Source organism: Kineococcus anabasis, from assembly GCF_054590795.1.
Genome location: NZ_BAAIHU010000001.1, coordinates 43,470 through 61,491 on the forward strand (window position 1 = coordinate 43,470; position 18,022 = coordinate 61,491).

The following is an 18,022-nucleotide window of genomic DNA, read 5'->3' on the forward strand; positions in this document are numbered from 1 at the left end:
CGCCGCCCCCGGGGGCCGCGCGGGGCGTCTCAGACCTCCGCCTCCCGCGGAAGGAGGCGCTCGGCCGCCGCCAGCACCTCCGCGGGCCGGATGCGCCCGAGCGTCGGGTCGAGCGAGGTCCCGTGCGGGTCCCCCACGTACGCCGTGGCCGAGGGGTCCCCGTGCCACAGCACCACGTGCCGGTCCGCGTCCAGCGCCGGGCCCCACCAGTGCGGCGGCGTCGGGCCGAACAGGGTCACCGACGGCACCCCCAGGGCCGTGGCCAGGTGCGCGGTGCCCGTGTCGCCGGACAGCACCAGCCGGGAGCGGCCCACCACGTCCGCCAGGCCCTCCAGGTCCAGCCTGCCGCCCAGGTCCAGCGCCCCCGGTGCCAGCGCCGCCAGCTCCTCCGTGAGGTGCCGCTCGTCGGGGGAGCCGGTCAGCACCACGGGGTGCCCGGCCCCGACCAGCTCCCGCGTCACCTGCGCCCACCGCGGCACCGGCCAGCGCCGCGAGGGGAACGCCGCACCGGGGTGCACCACCACCGGCCCGGCCGGCGGCAGCAGCGGGCGCGGGCGCAGCCGCAGGTCGTCCGGCCCGCACCACACCCCGCCCGAGCGCGGGGAGGACCAGCCCAGCAGCCGGCACCAGCGGGTCACCTCGTGCTCGTCGAGCCACCAGTCCGGCCCCGCCGGGTTTGCGGGGCTGCGGAAGGCCAGCAGCTCCGCCGGGTCCGTCTGCAGCAGCAGCTCCTGGCTCTCCGGCCCCTTGCCGTGCAGGTCCACCGCCACGTGCGTCCCCGGTGCGCGCAGCACCGCCTCCGCCCCCCGCAGGGGGCGCAGGCCGGAGGTCACCAGCACCTCGTCGACGACACCGCGGCGCTGCAGGAACCCCCCGATGCCCGCGGGGGCCGCCAGCACCAGCCGGCGCCCCGGCCAGCGCCTGCGCACCCCCCGCAGGGGTGCCACGCCGGCGAGCAGGTCCCCCAGGCCCAGCGCGCGCAGCACCAGGACGTCGCCCGCCCGCCCGGTGCCCGCGCCGGGGTCCTCCGCGGCGCCCGCACCGGGTCCCTCCCCGGGGGCGGGGTCCGGGGGGTTCACGCCGGGCCGGCGAGCGGCCCCGCCACCGGGGCGCCCGCGCGGTCGCCCAGGATGCGGCTGGAGGAGCGCCCGTCCAGGTACGGCAGCAGCACCACCCGCCCGCCCCAGCCGCGCACCAGCTCCGCCTCCGGCAGTTCCGCGCCGCCGTAGTCGCCGCCCTTGGCCCACACGTCCGGGCGCAGCTCGGCCAGGGCCCGGCGCGGGTCGTCCTCGGTGAAGACGGCCACCGCGTCGACGCTCTCCAGGGCCAGCAGCACCCGGGCCCGGTCCGCCTGCGTCACCGCCGGGCGCGTGGGGCCCTTCAGCCGGCGCACCGAGGAGTCGGAGTTGATGAGCACCACCAGCGCGTCGCCCAGGCGCCGCGCCGCCGCCAGGCACGCCACGTGCCCGGCGTGCAGCACGTCGAAGCAGCCGCCCGTGGCCACGAGCGTCCCGCCGCGCCGCCGCAGCCGCGCCGCGACCTCCGCCAGGGACTCCGCCGGGGACTCCGCCGGGGACTCCGCGGGCGACCCGGCCGGTGGCGCGGCGGGGACCCCGCCCCGCGCCCGGTCCTGCGCGGGCACGCCCGCCCCCGCGGCGGCGCGCGCCCAGAACCCGCCCGAGCCGCCCGCCGCCACCCACGCCGAGGCGTCGGCCACCGCGTCCGCCACCGACTCCGACAGCAGCCGGCCCGCCGCCAGGGACAGCGCCACCGTCGCCGCGAACCGGTCACCGGCGCCGCACGGGTCCGTCGCCGCGACCGCCGGGGCCGGCAGGTACAGCGGTTCCGTGCCGTCCGCGGCGAGGAACGCGCCCCGGTCGCCGGCCGTCACGCACACCGAGCGCGCCGTCCAGACCCCGCGCAGCACCCCGGCCACCACGTCCGGCTCCCCGCCCGCCCCCGGGGCCGCGGCCCGGGCCTCCGCCAGGTTCGGAGTCACCACCGTGCAGCCCGCCACCGGCTCCCCGCCGCGCGGGTGCGGGTCCCACACCACCGGCCGGCGCCGCGCCACCTCCGCCAGCAGCTCGCGCAGCCCCTCGTGCCGCGTCGTGCCCGCGCCGTAGTCCGACACCAGCACCGCATCGGCCTGCGCCAGCAGCGCCGCGACCTGCCCGAGCAGCTCCCCGTCCACGTCCCCGGGCGTGCCCGGGCCGCCGTCGTCCACCCGCAGCAGCGACTGCCCCGCCGCCCGCATGCGGCTCTTGCGGCGGGTGCCGCCCGCGTGCGGCAGGGCCAGCACCCGCACGCCGCGCGCGGCCAGCAGCTCCCGCAGGCGCGCGCCGGCCTCGTCGTCCGCCACCGGCGCCACGAGCACCACCTCGGCCGCCGGGCCCGCCGGCGGCAGCGCGCACAGCACCGCCGTCAGCCCCGCCCCGCCCGGGGACTCGCGCACCCGCGCCACGTCCAGCACCGGCACCGGCGCATCGGGCGCCACCCGGGACACCGTGCCCTCCACGTCCCGGTCCAGCACCACGTCCCCGACGACCACGACCCGTCGCGGGCCCCCCGCGCGGCTCACGCCGGCACCCCCGACGTCGGCTGCAGCTCCGAGGCCGGCTGCCGCTCCGGCTGCGCCGCCCCGTCCACCACCCCGGTCACCGGCACCCGCACGTCCACCACCGCGGGCCGCTCCGCGGGCAGGTGCGCCTCCACCGCCGCGCACAGGGCGTGCACGTGCATCAGGTGGCCCTCCTGCACCGCCGACGTCGAGGGCACCGGGACGCTCAGCACGTCGTCGGCCAGCGTCGCCAGCGGGTTCGGGACCGGTCCCGTCATCGCCCACACCGTCACGCCCACCTCCCGGGCCCGCTCCGCCGCGCGCAGCAGGTTGGGGCTGCGCCCGCTCGTGGACAGCAGCAGCAGCACGTCACCGTCACGGCCGTGCGCCTGGACCTGGCGGGCGTACACCTCCTCGCCGCCGTAGTCGTTGACCACCGCGGTGACCGTGGAGGTGTCCGCGTGCAGCGCGATCGCCGACAGCGGCCGGCGCTCGCCCTCGAAGCGGCCCACCAGCTCCGCCGTCAGGTGCTGCGCCTCCGCGGCGCTGCCGCCGTTGCCCGCCACCAGCAGCCGGCCCCCCGCGTCCACGACGTCCACCAGGTGCCGGCCCCAGCGGTCCAGCCGCTCCGCCTCCGCGGACAGCGACGCGACCACCTCGCGCAGCTCCACGACGTGCCCGCGCACCCACGCCTCCGTGGAGGGCCGCGGCAGCGTGCGCGAGGGGCGCACCAGCTCCAGGTACGCCGCCTCCGTGGCCGCGGCCACCCGCCGCCAGTCGTAGCGCTGCACCGCACGCGCCCGGCCGGCCGCGCCCATCCGGTGCAGCAGGTCCCGGTCCGCCAGCAGCTCCCGCACCGCCTCGGCGACGTCGGCGGCCGTCGCGTCCGGGCGCGTGCGCGGGTGCCCCGGCGGGACCAGCCGCCCCGTCACGCCGTCCTCGACGGTGTCGAGCATCCCGCCGACGGCCGTGGCCACCAGCGGGCGGGCGCACGCCATCGCCTCCAGCGCCACGATGCCGAACGGCTCGTACCAGGGGGTGGCCAGCACCACGTCGCACGAGCGCATCAGCGCCGGCAGGTGCTCCGGCTGCACCCGGCCCAGCATCCGCAGCCGGTCCGCCACGCCCAGGTCCTCCGCGAGCTGCCGCAGCCGCACCGCCTCCGGGTCGCGCGCGAGCTCCGCCGCGTCCGGTCCGCCCGCCACGACCAGCTCCGCCCCGGGCAGCAGCGCCAGCGCCCGCACCGCCAGGTCCACGCCCTTGCGCGGCACCAGCCGGCCCACCGACAGCAGCCGGCCGCCACCGCCGCGCCGGCGCAGCGGCACCGTGGCGCGGGGGCTGCGGTCCGCGGTGAAGGCGTCCGTGTCCACCCCGCACGGCACGATGCGCACCCGCCGCGGTGTGGCGTCCGCCGCGTCCAGCTCCGCGACCTCGTCGCTGCAGGTGGCGATGACGAGGTCGGCCTCCCGCGCCAGGCGGCGCTCCACGCCGATGCGCTCCGGCGGGCTGGAGTCGTCCGCGCCCTGGTAGCGCCGCTTCACCGCGCCCAGGGCGTGGAACGTCTGCACCAGCGGGATGCCCAGGGCCGCGGCCGGCTTGGCCGCCGCCATCCCCGACATCCAGAAGTGCGCGTGCACCACGTCCGGGCGGGACGCCCCGCCCCACACCCGCGCCAGCTCCCGGCCGAACGCCGGCATGAACGGCGGCAGCTCGTCCTTGGGCAGCGCCGCCGGCGGGCCCGCCGGCACGTGCACGACCGTCACCCCCGGGCGCATCTCCACCCGCTCGGGCAGGTCCGCCGCGTCCCGGCGGGTGTACACGTCCACGGTGTGACCGCGGTCGGCCAGCGCCGACGCCAGCGCCGCCACGTGCACGTTCTGCCCGCCCGCGTCCACCCCGCCGAGCACCGCCAGGGGGCTGGCGTGCTCGGACACCATCGCGATCCTCATGCCGACCTCCACTCCGCCACGACGTCGGCCAGCACGTCGTCCCAGTCCCGCAGGAAGCGCTCCACCCCGAACGCCGCCAGGGCGTGCTCGCGCGCCGCCAGGCCCCGCTCGCGGGCCTCCTCCGGCTCGTGCACCCAGCGCCGCGCCGCGGCCAGCAGCACGTCCGGGTCGCTGGAGAGCACCCCCGCCGACGGCGGCACCGCCTCCGGTGCGGCCGTCGCCGGCAGCGCCAGCACCGGCATGCCGATCATCATGGCCTCGATCAGCGACAGCCCCAGGCTCGTCCAGCGGTAGGGGTGCAGGTACGCCCGGTGCTCGCCCACCAGCTCGTGCACCCGCGCCTGCGGCAGGTCCTCCAGCACCGTGAGGTTCTTGCCGGCGGCGGTGCCCTCCACCTGCCGCGCCAGGGACTCCACGCCCATGCCGTACAGCGACACCGGCAGCTCCTCCGCCGCGCGCAGCAGCAGGTCCGTGCCCGCGATCCGCCAGCGCCGCACCGGCTCGTTCACCAGGGCCGCCAGCGACGCCGAGGCCCCCGTGTAGCGGTACCCCGGGTCCAGCACGCCGTGGTCCACCACGCGGGTGCGGGCCGAGCCGCAGTCCCAGAACGTCCGGTTGAACCGCGTCACGTGCACCACGGGGATGGTGCTCTGCTCCGCCAGGGGGTGCCGGCTGTCGGCGGCGCCGGCCCGGGGGGCGTCGTGTTCCACGTAGACGGCGGGCACGTCCACGCCCGGGCGCCGGCCCGTCCAGCGCTCCACCAGCTCCAGCTCCTCCGGCCGCTGGAGCACCACCACGTCGAGGTCCGCCTCGCGCAGCTCCTCCGGGGTCGTCTCCACGGCCGCCTGCGGCCACGTCCAGGTGCGCGCGCGCCCGCGGCCGTCGGGGCCGCGGCCGGGCACCACGGGGAGGAGGTAGTCGTGGCGGCCCTGCACGAACGCCGTCATCCACGAGCCGTGCACGTGCCAGGCGAGGATCCTCATCGCCGTCCTCCTGCCGAGATCGTCTGCTGGTGCACCGCCGTGCCCGATGCCGGGCCGGGGTGATCGAACTGCGAAGGCTGCCCCGTGGCCGCGTGATCCGCGACCGCAGCCAGCCGGGCCACCGCCGCCACCACCGCCGCCGGCGGCACGCCCGTCAGGCACGGGTGGCCCGGCACCGGGCACTCCCGGGCGCGGCTGCCCCGGCACGGCGCGCCCTGCTCGCCGAGGAGCTCCACCGGCACGCCCCAGGGCGCCCACCGGGCGGCGGGCACCACGGGGGAGAAGAGCGAGACCACGGGCGTGCCCACCGCCGCGGCCAGGTGCGCCGGGCCGGTGTTGCCGACGACGACGACCGCCGCGGCGGCCAGCACCGCGGCCAGCTCCGGCAGGCTCGTGCGGCCCCCGAGGTCCACCCCGGCGCCGCCGGCGACCCGGGCGGTCAGCTCCCGCTCGCCCGGCCCGCCGGTGACCGCGACCGTCCAGCCCGCCTCCGCCAGGGCCGCCACGACCTGCGCGGCCTGCTCGGGGGAGGGCGCCCGCGCCGGCACCGAGGCGCCCGGGTGCAGGACCACGAACCCGCCCGCGTGCGGCAGCCCGGCCGGCACCTGCGGCAGCGGCCCGCGCAGCCGCAGGCGCCCGTCGTCGCCGGCGGGCAGGTCGTGCCCCGCCGCCCGCACCAGGTCCAGCGCGGCCTCCACCTCGTGGCGCTCCGGCGCGCCGGGCACCTCCCGGCGGTGGCGCACGTCCAGCAGCGAGCCGGGGTAGTCCTCGCTCGTGGCGCACACGCGCGGCACGCCGGCCAGGCGCAGCAGCAGCGCCAGCGGCAGCGGGCTCTGGTGGAAGGAGGTGAACACCACGGCCTCGTCGTAGCCGCCCGCCCGCACCCGCGCCACGAGGGCCTCCACCGCCGCCGGGTCCACCGGCGCGGGGGAGAAGCCGCTCCACGGCGGGTCGAACACCAGCACCTCCTCCACCCCCGGCAGCAGCCGCGCCGCCCCGGCACCGGCCGGGGAGGCCAGCACGTCCAGCCGGCCCCCGCCCGCGCGGGCCGTGGCGGCCAGCGCCCGCAGCGCCGGGCCCGTCACCAGCACGTCGCCGTCGTTGTCCAGCCGCGCGGCCAGGATGCGGCTCACGCGGTGCCCGCCGCGGCCAGGGCCACCTCGACCGCCCCGGTGAGGGTGGCGGCCACGACCGGCGCGGCCGCGACCTCCTCCGGCCGCGTCACCGGCGTCGGCACCAGCACCGCCCGGGCCCCCGCGGACAGCGCGGCCTCCACGTCGGCGCCGATGTCCCCGATCAGCAGGCACTCCGCGGGCGACACCCCGAGGCGGCGGGCCGCCTCCAGCACCATGCCGGGTTCCGGCTTGCGGGTGCTGGAGGGCTCGTCGGGGCCGTGGGGGCTGTAGAGGACGGCGTCGAACCCGCCGAGCAGCTCCGCGACGCGCTCGTTCACGGCGTCCACCTGCTGCGCGGTGAGCAGGCCGCGGGCGATGCCCGACTGGTTGCTCACGACCGCCGTGGCCAGCCCGGCCGCGCGCACCCGCTGCAGCGCCTCCGCCGCGCCGTCCACCGGCTTCACGAGCTCCGGGTCGCCGTTGTAGGGGACGTCGTGCACGAGGGTGCCGTCGCGGTCGAACAGCACCGCCCGCACCGGCGGCGGCCACGGTGCCGGTGCCCCCGCGCCGCGCAGGCGCAGCTCCGCCCGAACCCGGTGCCACACCGCCAGCGGCGGGATCACGGCGCTCGTCAGCAGCATCCGGCCCACCTCCCCGCCGGTGCGCGGGCCCGGGGCGATGCGCCGCCACGCGAAGTCCGCGCACAGGCCCGCCCACGCCAGGGCGCCCGCCGCGGCCAGGCGCGGCCGGCGCGCCGCGGCACCGGCCAGGCCCGCCGCGGCCGCGGCCACCGTCGCCGCGTGCCAGGGCAGGCGGCCCACCGCCGCGTCGGCGCGCTCGCGCCAGCGCGGCCCGTGCAACGCGCCCATGAGGACGTCGTCGGCGTTGCCGCGCTGCTGGCGGGCGCTGGCCATCGCGTCCGCCGGGCGCACCGGGTGCACGGCGGTGTGCCCGCCGCGCACCAGCCGCCAGCCGGCGTCCTGCACGCGCAGCGCGAGGTCGGAGTCCTCCCGGAACGCCCGGGGGAAGCGCTCGTCGAAACCGGCGACGGCCTGGAGGGCCTCGTGCCGGTACGCCATGTCCGCGGTGATCCACGAGGCCGTCGCCAGCCCCGCGGTGCCGCGCTCCCAGTCGGTGGGGCGCCGCCCCGGCGGCAGGGGGACCTCCAGGCGGCCCTGGCACCCGCCGACGTCCGGCGCGCAGCCGGCCAGGTCCGCCGCGAGGGCGGTGGCCCACCCGGAGGGCAGCTCCACGTCGTCGTCGACGAACGCCACCCACGGGGTGCGCGCCCGGCGCCAGCCGGCGTTGCGGGCGGCGGCGGGCCCGCGCCCGCCCGAGCGCACGAGCAGCACGTCGAGGCCCGCGTCCCGGGCCGCCGCGCACGCCTGCTCGCACGGGTCCTGCGCCGCGGGGGCGCGCAGGCCGCCGGGACCGGGGCGCCGGTCGTCCACGACGACCACCCGTTCGGGCGCAGGGCCGTCCTGGGCGGCGAGGGTGTCCAGCAGCCGCGCCAGGCTCGGGCGCCCGACCGTGGGCACGACCACCGCGTACGCGGTGCCGCCGCCCGCCGCCGCCGCGCCGTCCGCCCCTGCGGGTGCGCTCACGCGCCGGCCCGGGCGAAGATCCGCGAGCGCAGCACCAGGTGCGGGCCCAGGACCAGGGCGTCCACGGGCGCGGAGCCGAACAGCTCCAGCGCGTCACGCGGGTCGTCCACCATGGGCCGCCCCGCGGTGTTCAGGCTCGTGTTCACCACGACCGGCAGGCCGGTGCGCTGCTCGAAGGCCCGCAGCAGCGCCGCCACCCGCGGGGTCTGCTCCTCGTGGATGGTCTGGATGCGGGCGGTGCCGTCGACGTGCACCACGGCGGGGATGCGCTCGCGCCACGCGGGCAGCACGTCGTGCACGAAGAGCATGTACCGGCTCGGGAACGGCCCGCCCGTGAAGATCTCCTGCGCGCGCTCGGCCAGCACCATCGGCGCCACGGGGCGGAACTGCTCGCGGCCCTTGACGTCGTTGAGGCGCTCCAGGTTGTCCCGGTGCCCCGGGTGCGCCATGAGGGAGCGGTGCCCCAGGGCGCGCGGGCCGAACTCCGCGCGGCCGTCGAACCAGGCCACGACCCCGTTGCGCGCCAGCACGTCCGCGACCTCCCCGGCCAGGTCGTCGGGGGTGGTGAACGGCACGGCGGCCCGGCGCAGCCACGCGGCGAGGTCGTCGTCGGACCAGCCCCGCCCCAGCGCCGCGTCGGTCATCGGCTCGGGCAGCTCCCCGCCGTCGGCGGACAGCTGCAGCGCCGCGCCGAGGGCGGTGCCGGCGTCCCCGGCGGCGGGCTGCACGAACACCTCCTCGAAGGGGGTCTCGCGCCAGATGCGGCTGTTCGCCACGCAGTTCAGGGCGGTGCCGCCGGCCATCGTCAGGACCCGGTCGCCGGTCTGGGCGTGGACCCAGCGCGCCAGGTCCACCAGGGTGCGCTCCAGCACCTCCTGCACGGAGGAGGCCAGGTCGGCCTGCGCCGTGTCGCGGCGCGGGTCCCACTTCTCCCCGTCGGCCAGCGCCTGCGCCCAGCGCGACCAGTCCGGGACCTCGGTGACGAAGCCGCCGTCGCCGGTGGCGTGCACGAACTCGGCGATCTCGTCGGCGAAGCGCGGCGTGCCGTAGGAGGCCAGCGCCATGACCTTGTACTCGTCGGAGGAGTGCAGGAAGCCCAGGTGGCTGGTGAGCGTCTCGTACAGCAGGCCCAGGGAGTGCGGCAGCTCCTGGCTGGCCAGGACCTCCAGCCGCCCGCCGCGGTAGCGCCCGGCCAGGTGCGAGGCCCGCTCGCCGCGCCCGTCGAGGACCAGGACGCTGCTGCCGCCCGCCGCGGCCGCCGCCGGGGCCGCCAGCGCCGCCGACGCCGCGTGCGCGACGTGGTGGGGCACGAAGCGCACCTGCTCGGGCGACAGGCCCCGCAGCGCCGTGGCCAGGGCGGAGGGCGCCTCCTGCGCGTACGTCACCCGCAGGTGGTCCCACGGGTCCTGCAGGCCCAGCTCCTCCGCGGGCTTGGTCAGCCCCGGGTCGAAGGAGTAGCCGACCGCGTCGAGGTCCTGGGGGCGCAGGCCCGCCTCGGCCAGGCACCAGCGCATCGCCTGCTCGGGCAGCTCCCACGCCGAGAACGGCACGGGCCGCTTGCCGTGCTTGCGCCGGCTGAAGCGCTCCTCCTCCGCGGCGGCGACGATCTGCCCGTCGACGACCAGCGCCGCCGAGGGGTCGTGGAAGATCGCGTTCACACCGAGGATCCGCATGGGTGCCTTCCGTCCCGCCCACCGCCTCCGCGGTGCGCACGTGGTCCACGCCGGCGGCGCCGCGGGGAGCTCGTGCCACCCCCCGCCCGCCGGCTGCGACGTAGGCTGCCAGACGCGCTGTGCACCTGCCCGGCGAGATCATGAGCGTGTCGCGGAGCGGCGCCAGGCCGCGGCGGAGGGGGACGGAGGGGGAGATGGGGGCCGACGCGGCCGACCACCGCGGCGCAGCGGGCGTGCCGCTGCCCGGGCCCGGGCTGGTCAGCGACCGGGTGCTGACCCTCCCCAACGTGCTGAGCTTCCTGCGCCTGCTGCTCGTGCCGGTCTTCGCCTTCCTCATCGCCTGGGAGCAGGACGGCTGGGCGCTGGTGGTGCTGGCCGTCAGCGGGTTCAGCGACTGGCTCGACGGCTTCCTGGCGCGCCGCTGGCAGCAGATCACGCGCCTCGGGCAGCTGCTGGACCCCTTCGCGGACCGGCTCTACATCCTCACCGCGCTGCTCGGGCTGGCGTACCGGGGGATGGTGCCGTGGTGGCTGGTGGCGGTCCTGGTGGGGCGGGACCTGGTGCTCGCGGCGACGGTGCCGTTCCTGACCCGCGCGGGGTACGGTCCCCTGCCGGTGCACTTCCTCGGCAAGCTGGGCACCTTCTGCCTGCTGTACGCCTTCCCGCTGCTGCTGCTCGGGGAGGCCGTGCCGGCGCTGGCGGAGGTGGCGGGCTCCTTCGGCTGGGCCTTCGCCCTGTGGGGCACGGGCCTGTACTGGTGGGCGGGGCTGCTGTACGTGCGGCAGGTGCGCGACCTCGTCGCGGGCGGGGCCGCCCGGGGCGCGGGGTGACACCCGCCCGCCCGCCCGCGCCGGCGGGCGGGCGCACCCCGGCCGCGCCCTGGGACGGGCCCGACGCCTCCATGAGCCTGCTCAACGGCCTCATGGACGCCCCGCTGGACCCGGGCTACGCCGACGCCGCCCGCCGCCGCGCCGGAGGGGTGCGCCCCGCCGCGCGGCGGGCCCGCGCCGCGACCTCGGCCGTGCTGGCGGCGCTGCTGGGCGTCCTGCTGGTCACCGCGGCGCGCGAGGCCGCCGGGCGGCCGGAGGCCGACCGCGGCCGGGAGGAGCTGCGTGCGCGGGTCGCCGAGCGCGCCGCCGAGGCCGACGAGCTGGCCCGCCGCACCGCCGCCCTGCGAGCCGCCGGCGAGGAGCTGCAGTCGCGCGTGGCCGGTGCCGGGGCCGCCGCGGACGCCGGCCGCGCCGACGCGCTCGCCCCGGCCGTGGGGGCCGCGGCGGTGAGCGGGCCGGGGGTGGAGGTGGTGCTCTCCGACGCGGCCTCCGCCCCGCTGGGCGCGGAGGCGGGTGAGGCCCCGGCGGGCGCCGGCGAGGGGGAGGGCCGCGTGGTCGACCGGGACCTGCAGGTCCTCGTCAACGGGCTGTGGGCCGCCGGGGCCGAGGCCGTCGCGGTCGACGGGCAGCGCCTGACCGCCCTGGCCGCGATCCGCTCGGCGGGCCCGGCGGTCCTGGTGGGCTACCGCCCGCTGGTGCCGCCCTACGAGGTGCGCGCGATCGGCGACCCCACGGCGCTGCAGACGCGCCTGGCGGCCTCGCCGGCGGGCAGCTACCTCAGCGCCCTGCAGGACAACTACGGCATCGGCGTCACCGTCGCCGGGCGCGAGGAGCTGCTGCTGCCGGCGGCGGACAGCGTGGACCTGCGCCTGGCGGTCCCGGCGGGCCCCGCCCCGGCGCAGGGGCCCGGGACGCTAGCGTTCCCGCCCGTGGACCCCTCGCGGCAGGAGCGCCCGTGATCGCCGCCCTCGGCCTGCTCGTGGGCGTCGTCGCCGGTGTGCTGCTGCGCCCGGAGGTGCCCCCGGCGCTGCAGCCGTACCTGCCCATCGCGGTCGTCGCGGCGCTGGACGCGGTCTTCGGGGGGCTGCGCGCGGTGCTGGACGGCATCTTCGACGACCGCGTGTTCGTCACGTCCTTCGCCAGCAACGCCGTGGTCGCCGGGCTCATCGTGTACCTGGGCGACCAGCTCGGGGTGGGCGCGCAGCTCTCGACGGGCGTGGTGGTGGTGCTGGGGGTGCGCATCTTCTCCAACGTCGCCTCGATCCGGCGGCACCTGCTGTCGGCGTGAGCGGGGCGAGCGCGTGAGCGGGCCCGGGGACGTGGGCGGGGACGTGGGCGGGGCGGACGCCGCCCGGCCGGGACCCGGACCGGAGCCCGCCCCGCAGCCGGAGGCGGCCCCGCCGCGGACGCGGCGCCCACCGTGGGCGCGCCTGGCCCGCGCCGCGCGCCCGCGCGCCAGCCGGGGGCAGCTGCTGGCGGGCGTGCTGTGCGCAGCCCTGGGGTTCGCCGTGGTCGCGCAGGTCCGGCAGACGCAGGCGCAGGGCCTGGAGCAGCTCGGGGAGAGCGAGCTGGTGCGCATCCTCTCCGACACCTCCGACCGCGCCGAGCGGCTGGAGGAGGAGGCGCGGCAGCTGGAGCGGACCCGCTCGGAGCTCACCGCCGGTGGCGGGGCCGAGGCCGCCGAGCGCGCCGCGCGCCAGCGCCTGGAGACGTACTCGCTGCTCGCCGGCACCGTGCCGGCGGAGGGGCCGGGCATCGTGCTGCGGCTGGAGGGCGGCGTGTCGGCGGTGCGGGCCAGCACGCTGCTGGACGCCGTGCAGGAGCTGCGCGACGCCGGCGCGGAGGCCCTGCAGATCGGGCCGGCGCGGGTGGTGGCCTCCACCGCGCTGACCGACGACCCCGCCGGTGTCCTGGTGGGCTCGCGGCTGGTGCGCCCGCCCTACGAGGTCGTCGCCATCGGCGAGCCGGACACCCTGGCCCCGGCCCTGGACATCCCGGGCGGTGTCCTGGAGGCGGTGCGCTCGCGCGGGGGCGGCGCCGAGGTGACGACCGCGGAGCGGGTGGTCGTCGACGCCGTGACCGACGCGCCGGCGCTGCGGTGGGCGAGCCCGGTACCGCGGGCCCCGGCGCCCTGAGCACCGGACGGGTGCGCCCGCCGCGCCGCGCGTCCCGCCACGCGGCGGGGGGAGGGCCTGCTGCGGCCCGGCGGCGGGGCGGGTAGCGTGCAGGGCGCAGCCAGACCACCGCGTGACCCGGGAGCCGCCATGCCGCACGACGTGCCCGCCGAGCTGCGCTACACCAGCGAGCACGAGTGGGTGCGCGTCCTGGAGGACGGCACCCTGACGATCGGCATCACCGACTACGCCCAGTCCGCGCTCGGGGACGTCGTGTACGTCTCCCTGCCCGCCGAGGGCGAGGTCGTGGAGTCCGGTTCCTCCTGCGGGGAGGTGGAGTCCACCAAGAGCGTCTCGGAGGTCACCGCCCCGGTGTCCGGGACGGTGCTGTCGCACAACCCGGGCCTGGAGACGCGCCCGGACCTGGTGAACTCCGACCCGTACGGCGAGGGCTGGATGTTCACGCTGCGACCGCAGGACGCCTCCGCGGTGGAGGGACTGCTCGACGCGGAGGCGTACACCGCCCACGTCGGCTGAGGAGGCACCGTGCCGGCCGGGGTGCTGCTCCGGCCGGGTCCGCTCCCGGGCCTCGCTGGAGCGGGCGGTCGTGCCGTGGATAGTCTGATGTCCGGTGATCGCCGCGCGGTGCCACGGGGAGCACCGACAGGTCACACCAGTGCCAGCGTCGCGAGAGGGTGGTGCCATGTCGCCGCAGGGTGGCGGTGCTGAACCGCACGGCCCGGGCGCCCGTCCGCCGGCCGGGACCGAGCGCCAGGTCGAGACGACCATGTCGTTCGCCGGCCTGGTGCCGGTCGAGACGCACGACGGCGAGGCGGGGCTGTCCGCGGACGAGAAGGCCTCCGTCGACGCGCTGCCCCCGGGCTCGGCGCTGCTGATCGTGCGCCGGGGCCCGAACACCGGGGCCCGCTTCCTGCTCGACGCGCCCCGCACGTCCGCGGGCCGGCACCCGAGCAGCGACATCTTCCTCGACGACGTCACGGTCTCCCGCAAGCACGCGGAGTTCGTCCGCGGGGACGAGACGGGGGACACCCGGACCTTCCGGGTGCGGGACGTCGGCAGCCTCAACGGCACCTACGTGGACCGCGAGCGCATCGACGAGAAGGTGCTGCGCACGGGCGACGAGGTCCAGATCGGCAAGTTCCGGATGGTCTTCCACGCGAGCAGGCGTTCCGACGACCCGCCCGCCGGCGGGTCCGGGCGCTGAGCGGTGCCGGCGGGAGCGCTGCGGTGAGCGGTGCCGCCGACCGTCCGGGGCCCGCGCCCGCCCGCTCCGGCGGCTCGCGGCGCGCCATGACCATCGGGGAGGTCATGGCGCAGCTGTCGGGGGAGTTCCCCGACGTCACCATCTCCAAGATCCGCTTCCTGGAGGAGCAGGGTCTCGTCGAGCCGGAGCGCACGCCCGCCGGGTACCGCAAGTTCTCCGGGGCGGACGTGGAGCGCCTGCGCTACGTGCTGGGCGCGCAGCGGGACCACTACCTGCCGCTGAAGGTGATCCGCGAGCACCTGGAGGCGCTGGACCGCGGGTTCGACCCGCCGCGCCTGCCGGGCACGGCGCCCACCGTCCCCCAGGCCGCCGCGGAGGAGGAGGCACCCGGGGCCGAGCGGTTCGGCGGGCGCGCGGCGCGGCTGCGCCTGACCCGCCGGGAGCTGCTGCACGACTCCGGCGCCGACGAGGGGCTGCTGGAGGCGCTGGAGACGTACGGCGTGGTCACGGCCGCCCCGGGCGGGCCCTGGTTCGACGGGGAGGCGCTGGAGATCGTGCGGGCGGCGGCGCAGCTGTCGGCGTTCGGGATCGAGGCGCGGCACCTGCGCCCCTTCCGCACGGCCGCCGACCGCGAGCTCGCCCTGGTCGAGCAGGTCGTCGCGCCCCTGCAGCGCCAGCGCCAGGCCGACCCCGACCGGGCGGGGGAGGTGGCGCGCGAGATCGCCGCCCTGTGCGTGCGGCTGCACACCGCCCTGGTCGCCGGGGGCCTGCAGCGGCTGACCACCTGAGGCGGCGCGCCCGCCCGGCTCGGCGCGGGACGGGGCGGCGGGGGTAACGTGGCGGGGTGCGTGAGCTCGACGTCATCGGGGTCCGGGTGGAGATGCCCTCCAACAACCCCATCGTGCTGTTGCGGGAGCGGGGCGGGGACCGCTACCTGCCGATCTGGATCGGGGCGCCGGAGGCGAGTGCGATCGCCTTCGCCCAGCAGGGCGTGGTGCCACCGCGCCCGCTCACCCACGACCTGCTCCGCGACGTGATCACGGCCCTGGGCCGCACCCTGCAGGAGGTGCGGATCGTGGCCATGCAGGACAACGTCTACTACGCCGAGCTGGTCTTCGACGGGGACCTGAAGGTCAGCTCCCGCTCCTCCGACGCGATCGCGCTGGCGCTGCGCGTGGGCTGCCCGATCGTGGGTGCCGAGGAGGTCCTGGAGGCCGGCGGCGTGCCGGTGCCGGACGAGGACGAGGACGAGGTGGAGAAGTTCCGCGAGTTCCTCGACCACATCAGCCCCGAGGACTTCGAGGCGGGCGAGCCGGACGAGCCGGGTGCCGGGCCGCCGGGGCGCTGAGCACGGTGCGGGCAGCCGCGACGGGTCCCGTGCCCGGCGCGGTCGGTGCGCGCACGGGCACCGTCGGACGGCTGCCGGCGGCCGCTGGTGACGGCGGGCCGAACTTTCCACGACACCCCGCGTGTCGCAGGCGGTTGTCGTTGACGACCCCTTGACTCACCCCTAACGTCTGTGCAGAAGCGTTACCAGCGGAGTCCTGGCACGAGTGTCCCGGGGAGGGATGCGCGCGGGAGGCGTGGCACCTGGCCGCGTCGGCGGCAGCCGGTCGGTGGTGGCGATGACGAGGAGGCCGGCGTGAGCAGTGGCGGCGACGTGACAGCGGGACCGCGGGCGGTGGGTGCGGGTCAGGCCCAGCGTCCCGACGGGTCGCGCCCCGGGCAGGCGGACGCCGTCGTCCACGGGTCGGTGCCGGGCCTCGACGCCGAGGTCGGCTACCGCGGGCCCACCGCCTGCCGGGTCGCCGGCATCACCTACCGCCAGCTCGACTACTGGGCGCGGACGGGTCTGGTCGCGCCGAGCGTGCGCTCCGCCGCCGGGTCCGGCTCGCAGCGCCTCTACAGCTTCCGCGACGTGCTCGTGATGAAGGTCGTCAAGCGGCTGCTCGACACCGGCGTCTCCCTCCAGCAGATCCGCACCGCCGTGGAGCACCTGCGCGAGCGGGGTGTGGAGGACCTGGCGCGGATCACCCTGATGAGCGACGGCGCGAGCGTCTACGAGTGCACCTCCCCGGACGAGGTCATCGACCTGGTCCAGGGCGGGCAGGGTGTGTTCGGGATCGCCGTGGGGCGGGTGTGGCGGGAGATCGAGGGCACCCTGGCCGCGCTGCCCACCGAGCGTCCCGCCGACCGGGTCCCCGAGGTGCCGATCGCCCACCACGACGAGCTGAGCCGCCGTCGCCGGGCCCGCGAGGCAGGCTGAGCCGGACGCCGGTGCCCCCCGGGTCCTCCCGGGGCAGGTCCCCCCGGTGGGGGTCCTAGTCCAGCAGGTGGCCGTTGCGCACGGTGCGCGCGGAGAACGGGTCCACGACCCAGTCGCGGGCGTCGGGCAGCCAGATGACGCTCGCGAGCAGTGCGTTGGCCCACGTCTCCAGCAGCGTGGTCAGGTGCACGGACCAGGCGACGCCGAAGGGTGCGCCTGGATCGTCGAGGACGAGCAGGTCGACGATGCTCTCGGCCGTTCCCAGCCGGACCGCGAGGACCTGCTCGTCGCGGCCGAAGAGGGGCAGGCGGCGCCCGTGGTCCGCGGGCTCGCGCTCACGCACGCGGCGCACCGCGGCGTCGAGGGAGAGGGGCACCCACCCGCCGGGGCCGATGCTCGGGGTCCAGCTGCGGTAGCGCGTGCGCACGGGCTCGACGCCGTCGAGGGCGCGGAACCACGCGCGCGCCCCGGGGGGCAGCGGCGCACCGAGGGTGGCCTGCGCCGCGGCCAGCTGGGCGTCGTCGGCGCCCGGCCGCAGCCGGGTGGCGATGTCCGCGCCGACGCGGGCCCACTGGGCGTACAGGTCGGCGACGTGCCGCAGGACCTCCGCGGCCTCGTCGTGCCCGGCCCGCTGCGCCTCCTCGTGCCCGACCTCCTGCACGGTCTGTGACAGCTGCCCGGTGTCCCGGGTGCTCCCGGTGGTGCTCCGGCTGCTCATGCGGCCTCCTTCGATGTCGCTCAGCGACCCTCCGATCCGAAATGTCATCACTCTGTGTAAGCAGCTTCGTCCACGGTAGGCCACGGCGCACCGGCGCCGCCACGTGCCGCACCGTCCCCTGGCCGGACCTCAGGCCCGCGTGGTCAGCACCCGCTCCAGCAGGGCGTCGAACGTGGCGCACAGCTCCCGTGCGCCGGCGGTGCGCACCGCGTGCAGCGGGACCCCGGCGCCCTGCGCCTGCTGCACCGCGGCGCGCTCGGGCACCGGCTCCAGCAGCAGGTCCCCGACCAGGGCACGCAGCTCCTCGTAGCGGAACCGCTGCTCGGGCGAGCGCGGGAGGTAGCGGTTGACGAGCACGCCCAGCGGGGCGCCCGCGTCGTCCTGGGCGGCGAGCTCGCGCAGGGTGCGCTCCACCGCGGCCACGGCGAAGCGCCCGGCGTCGGAGACCACGAGCACGGCGTCGCTGCCGGCCCACGCCGAACGGGTCAGGGCGCCCAGCGACGGCGGGCAGTCCAGCAGGACCAGCTCGTGCTCGGGTGTCTTGCGCAGGGCCTTGGCCAGCACCGTCAGCTCCCGCCCGGCCGCCGTGGGATCGTCGCGCAGGGCCGAGCCGGCGGAGCCGATGAGGACGTCGAGCTGACCGGGGTGGTCCTGTGCCCACCCGCTGGGCGCGACCGCGTCGTCCACGACCTTGCGCTTGGGGCTGGCGAGCACGGTGGCGAGGTCACCCTTGCGCCGTGCGGTGACGTCCAGCCCGCTCGTGGCGTCCGCCTGCGGGTCCAGGTCGGCCACCAGCGTGGGCACCCCGCGGCGGAGAGCAGCGGCCGCCAGACCGAGGGTGACGGTGGTCTTGCCGACGCCCCCCTTGAGGCTGCAGACGCTGAGGACGATCACCGGCACACCGTAGTGGCCCCCGCGCCACCGGGAGCGCAGAGCGGGCGTCGGTTACCCTTTCGGCGGCCGTCCACCCCGCGCGGGAGAGTCCCCG

The 18,022-nt window shown here is 78.1% G+C and carries 18 protein-coding genes and 1 pseudogene; 9 read left to right on the top strand and 10 right to left on the bottom strand.

All coding sequences use genetic code 11. The annotated features are described in order from the left end of the window. Positions 1-29 precede the first annotated feature (29 nt). The 8 genes and pseudogenes from ACYQBY_RS00175 to ACYQBY_RS00210 all read right to left on the bottom strand — a co-directional run bounded on the left by ACYQBY_RS00175 (position 30) and on the right by ACYQBY_RS00210 (position 9,881). Positions 30-1,079, bottom strand: a complete 1,050-nt coding sequence (locus ACYQBY_RS00175; RefSeq protein ID WP_459641796.1) for a glycosyltransferase family 9 protein — start codon at positions 1,077-1,079, stop codon at positions 30-32. Beyond that, positions 1,076-2,578 carry a PfkB family carbohydrate kinase gene (locus ACYQBY_RS00180; protein ID WP_459641797.1) on the bottom strand — a complete coding sequence of 501 codons (1,503 nt, stop codon included), beginning with the start codon at positions 2,576-2,578 and terminating at the stop codon, positions 1,076-1,078. Before ACYQBY_RS00180 ends, ACYQBY_RS00175 begins: the two co-directional genes overlap by 4 nt. Beyond that, positions 2,575-3,288, bottom strand: coding sequence for a D-sedoheptulose-7-phosphate isomerase (locus ACYQBY_RS00185; RefSeq protein ID WP_459642419.1), 714 nt, complete (start codon positions 3,286-3,288; stop codon positions 2,575-2,577). The genes ACYQBY_RS00180 and ACYQBY_RS00185 overlap by 4 nt, the downstream gene beginning before the upstream one ends. After that, positions 3,286-4,506: pseudogene (locus ACYQBY_RS00190) on the bottom strand (glycosyltransferase); the annotation flags it as partial. The pseudogene ACYQBY_RS00190 and the gene ACYQBY_RS00185, both read right to left, overlap by 3 nt. Continuing rightward, entirely contained in the window at positions 4,503-5,489 is a 987-nt protein-coding gene (locus ACYQBY_RS00195) for a glycosyltransferase (protein ID WP_459641798.1), read from the bottom strand. The pseudogene ACYQBY_RS00190 and the gene ACYQBY_RS00195, both read right to left, overlap by 4 nt. Then, complete coding sequence (locus ACYQBY_RS00200) at positions 5,486-6,622, bottom strand: glycosyltransferase family 9 protein (RefSeq protein ID WP_459641799.1); 1,137 nt, start codon at positions 6,620-6,622, stop codon at positions 5,486-5,488. The genes ACYQBY_RS00195 and ACYQBY_RS00200 overlap by 4 nt, the downstream gene beginning before the upstream one ends. Then, positions 6,619-8,208: an HAD-IIIA family hydrolase gene (locus ACYQBY_RS00205; protein WP_459641800.1), complete on the bottom strand. Its 1,590-nt coding sequence runs from the start codon at positions 8,206-8,208 to the stop codon at positions 6,619-6,621. Before ACYQBY_RS00205 ends, ACYQBY_RS00200 begins: the two co-directional genes overlap by 4 nt. Then, the gene (locus ACYQBY_RS00210) at positions 8,205-9,881 is read right to left on the bottom strand and encodes a carbamoyltransferase family protein (protein ID WP_459641801.1); all 1,677 of its coding nucleotides are present in this window, start codon (positions 9,879-9,881) and stop codon (positions 8,205-8,207) included. Before ACYQBY_RS00210 ends, ACYQBY_RS00205 begins: the two co-directional genes overlap by 4 nt. A 194-nt stretch (positions 9,882-10,075) precedes the next feature. Here ACYQBY_RS00210 and ACYQBY_RS00215 point away from each other — a divergent pair, with 194 nt between their 5' ends. From ACYQBY_RS00215 to ACYQBY_RS00255, 9 genes are all read left to right on the top strand, one after another. Continuing rightward, a complete protein-coding gene (locus ACYQBY_RS00215) occupies positions 10,076-10,711 on the top strand; it encodes a CDP-alcohol phosphatidyltransferase family protein (protein ID WP_459641802.1) in 636 nt (211 codons plus the stop codon). Beyond that, on the top strand, positions 10,708-11,670 hold the full coding sequence (locus tag ACYQBY_RS00220; RefSeq protein ID WP_459641803.1) for a DUF881 domain-containing protein: 963 nt from the start codon (positions 10,708-10,710) through the stop codon (positions 11,668-11,670). The genes ACYQBY_RS00215 and ACYQBY_RS00220 overlap by 4 nt, the downstream gene beginning before the upstream one ends. Beyond that, positions 11,667-11,999, top strand: a complete 333-nt coding sequence (locus ACYQBY_RS00225) for a small basic family protein (RefSeq protein ID WP_459641804.1) — start codon at positions 11,667-11,669, stop codon at positions 11,997-11,999. The genes ACYQBY_RS00220 and ACYQBY_RS00225 overlap by 4 nt, the downstream gene beginning before the upstream one ends. A 13-nt stretch (positions 12,000-12,012) precedes the next feature. Further along, entirely contained in the window at positions 12,013-12,846 is an 834-nt protein-coding gene (locus tag ACYQBY_RS00230) for a DUF881 domain-containing protein (protein ID WP_459641805.1), read from the top strand. A gap of 129 nt (positions 12,847-12,975) precedes the next feature. Beyond that, positions 12,976-13,362 carry a glycine cleavage system protein GcvH gene (gene gcvH / locus ACYQBY_RS00235; protein WP_459641806.1) on the top strand — a complete coding sequence of 129 codons (387 nt, stop codon included), beginning with the start codon at positions 12,976-12,978 and terminating at the stop codon, positions 13,360-13,362. A gap of 166 nt (positions 13,363-13,528) precedes the next feature. After that, the gene (locus tag ACYQBY_RS00240) at positions 13,529-14,050 is read left to right on the top strand and encodes an FHA domain-containing protein (RefSeq protein ID WP_459641807.1); all 522 of its coding nucleotides are present in this window, start codon (positions 13,529-13,531) and stop codon (positions 14,048-14,050) included. Between the two features lie 86 nt (positions 14,051-14,136). Next, a complete protein-coding gene (ftsR, locus tag ACYQBY_RS00245) occupies positions 14,137-14,838 on the top strand; it encodes a transcriptional regulator FtsR (RefSeq protein ID WP_459642420.1) in 702 nt (233 codons plus the stop codon). Between the two features lie 56 nt (positions 14,839-14,894). Further along, positions 14,895-15,398 (top strand): bifunctional nuclease family protein, encoded by a 504-nt coding sequence (locus tag ACYQBY_RS00250; protein WP_459641808.1) that lies wholly within the window; start codon positions 14,895-14,897, stop codon positions 15,396-15,398. 294 nt (positions 15,399-15,692) lie between these two features. After that, positions 15,693-16,316, top strand: coding sequence for a MerR family transcriptional regulator (locus ACYQBY_RS00255; RefSeq protein WP_459641809.1), 624 nt, complete (start codon positions 15,693-15,695; stop codon positions 16,314-16,316). Between the two features lie 55 nt (positions 16,317-16,371). Here ACYQBY_RS00255 and ACYQBY_RS00260 read toward each other — a convergent pair whose 3' ends face one another. Together ACYQBY_RS00260 and ACYQBY_RS00265 are read right to left on the bottom strand one after the other, a co-directional pair. Continuing rightward, positions 16,372-17,034, bottom strand: coding sequence for a hypothetical protein (locus ACYQBY_RS00260; protein WP_459641810.1), 663 nt, complete (start codon positions 17,032-17,034; stop codon positions 16,372-16,374). Between the two features lie 129 nt (positions 17,035-17,163). Next, complete coding sequence (locus tag ACYQBY_RS00265) at positions 17,164-17,928, bottom strand: ParA family protein (protein ID WP_459641811.1); 765 nt, start codon at positions 17,926-17,928, stop codon at positions 17,164-17,166. Positions 17,929-18,022 lie beyond the last annotated feature (94 nt).

Coding starts and splice junctions, on each gene's coding strand:
- ACYQBY_RS00210 (WP_459641801.1), bottom strand. CDS start 9,881: ATGCGGATCCTCGGTGTGAACGCGATCTTCCACGACCCCTCGGCGGCG.
- ACYQBY_RS00260 (WP_459641810.1), bottom strand. CDS start 17,034: ATGAGCAGCCGGAGCACCACCGGGAGCACCCGGGACACCGGGCAGCTG.
- ftsR (WP_459642420.1), top strand. CDS start 14,137: ATGACCATCGGGGAGGTCATGGCGCAGCTGTCGGGGGAGTTCCCCGAC.
- gcvH (WP_459641806.1), top strand. CDS start 12,976: ATGCCGCACGACGTGCCCGCCGAGCTGCGCTACACCAGCGAGCACGAG.
- ACYQBY_RS00240 (WP_459641807.1), top strand. CDS start 13,529: ATGTCGCCGCAGGGTGGCGGTGCTGAACCGCACGGCCCGGGCGCCCGT.
- ACYQBY_RS00215 (WP_459641802.1), top strand. CDS start 10,076: ATGGGGGCCGACGCGGCCGACCACCGCGGCGCAGCGGGCGTGCCGCTG.
- ACYQBY_RS00195 (WP_459641798.1), bottom strand. CDS start 5,489: ATGAGGATCCTCGCCTGGCACGTGCACGGCTCGTGGATGACGGCGTTC.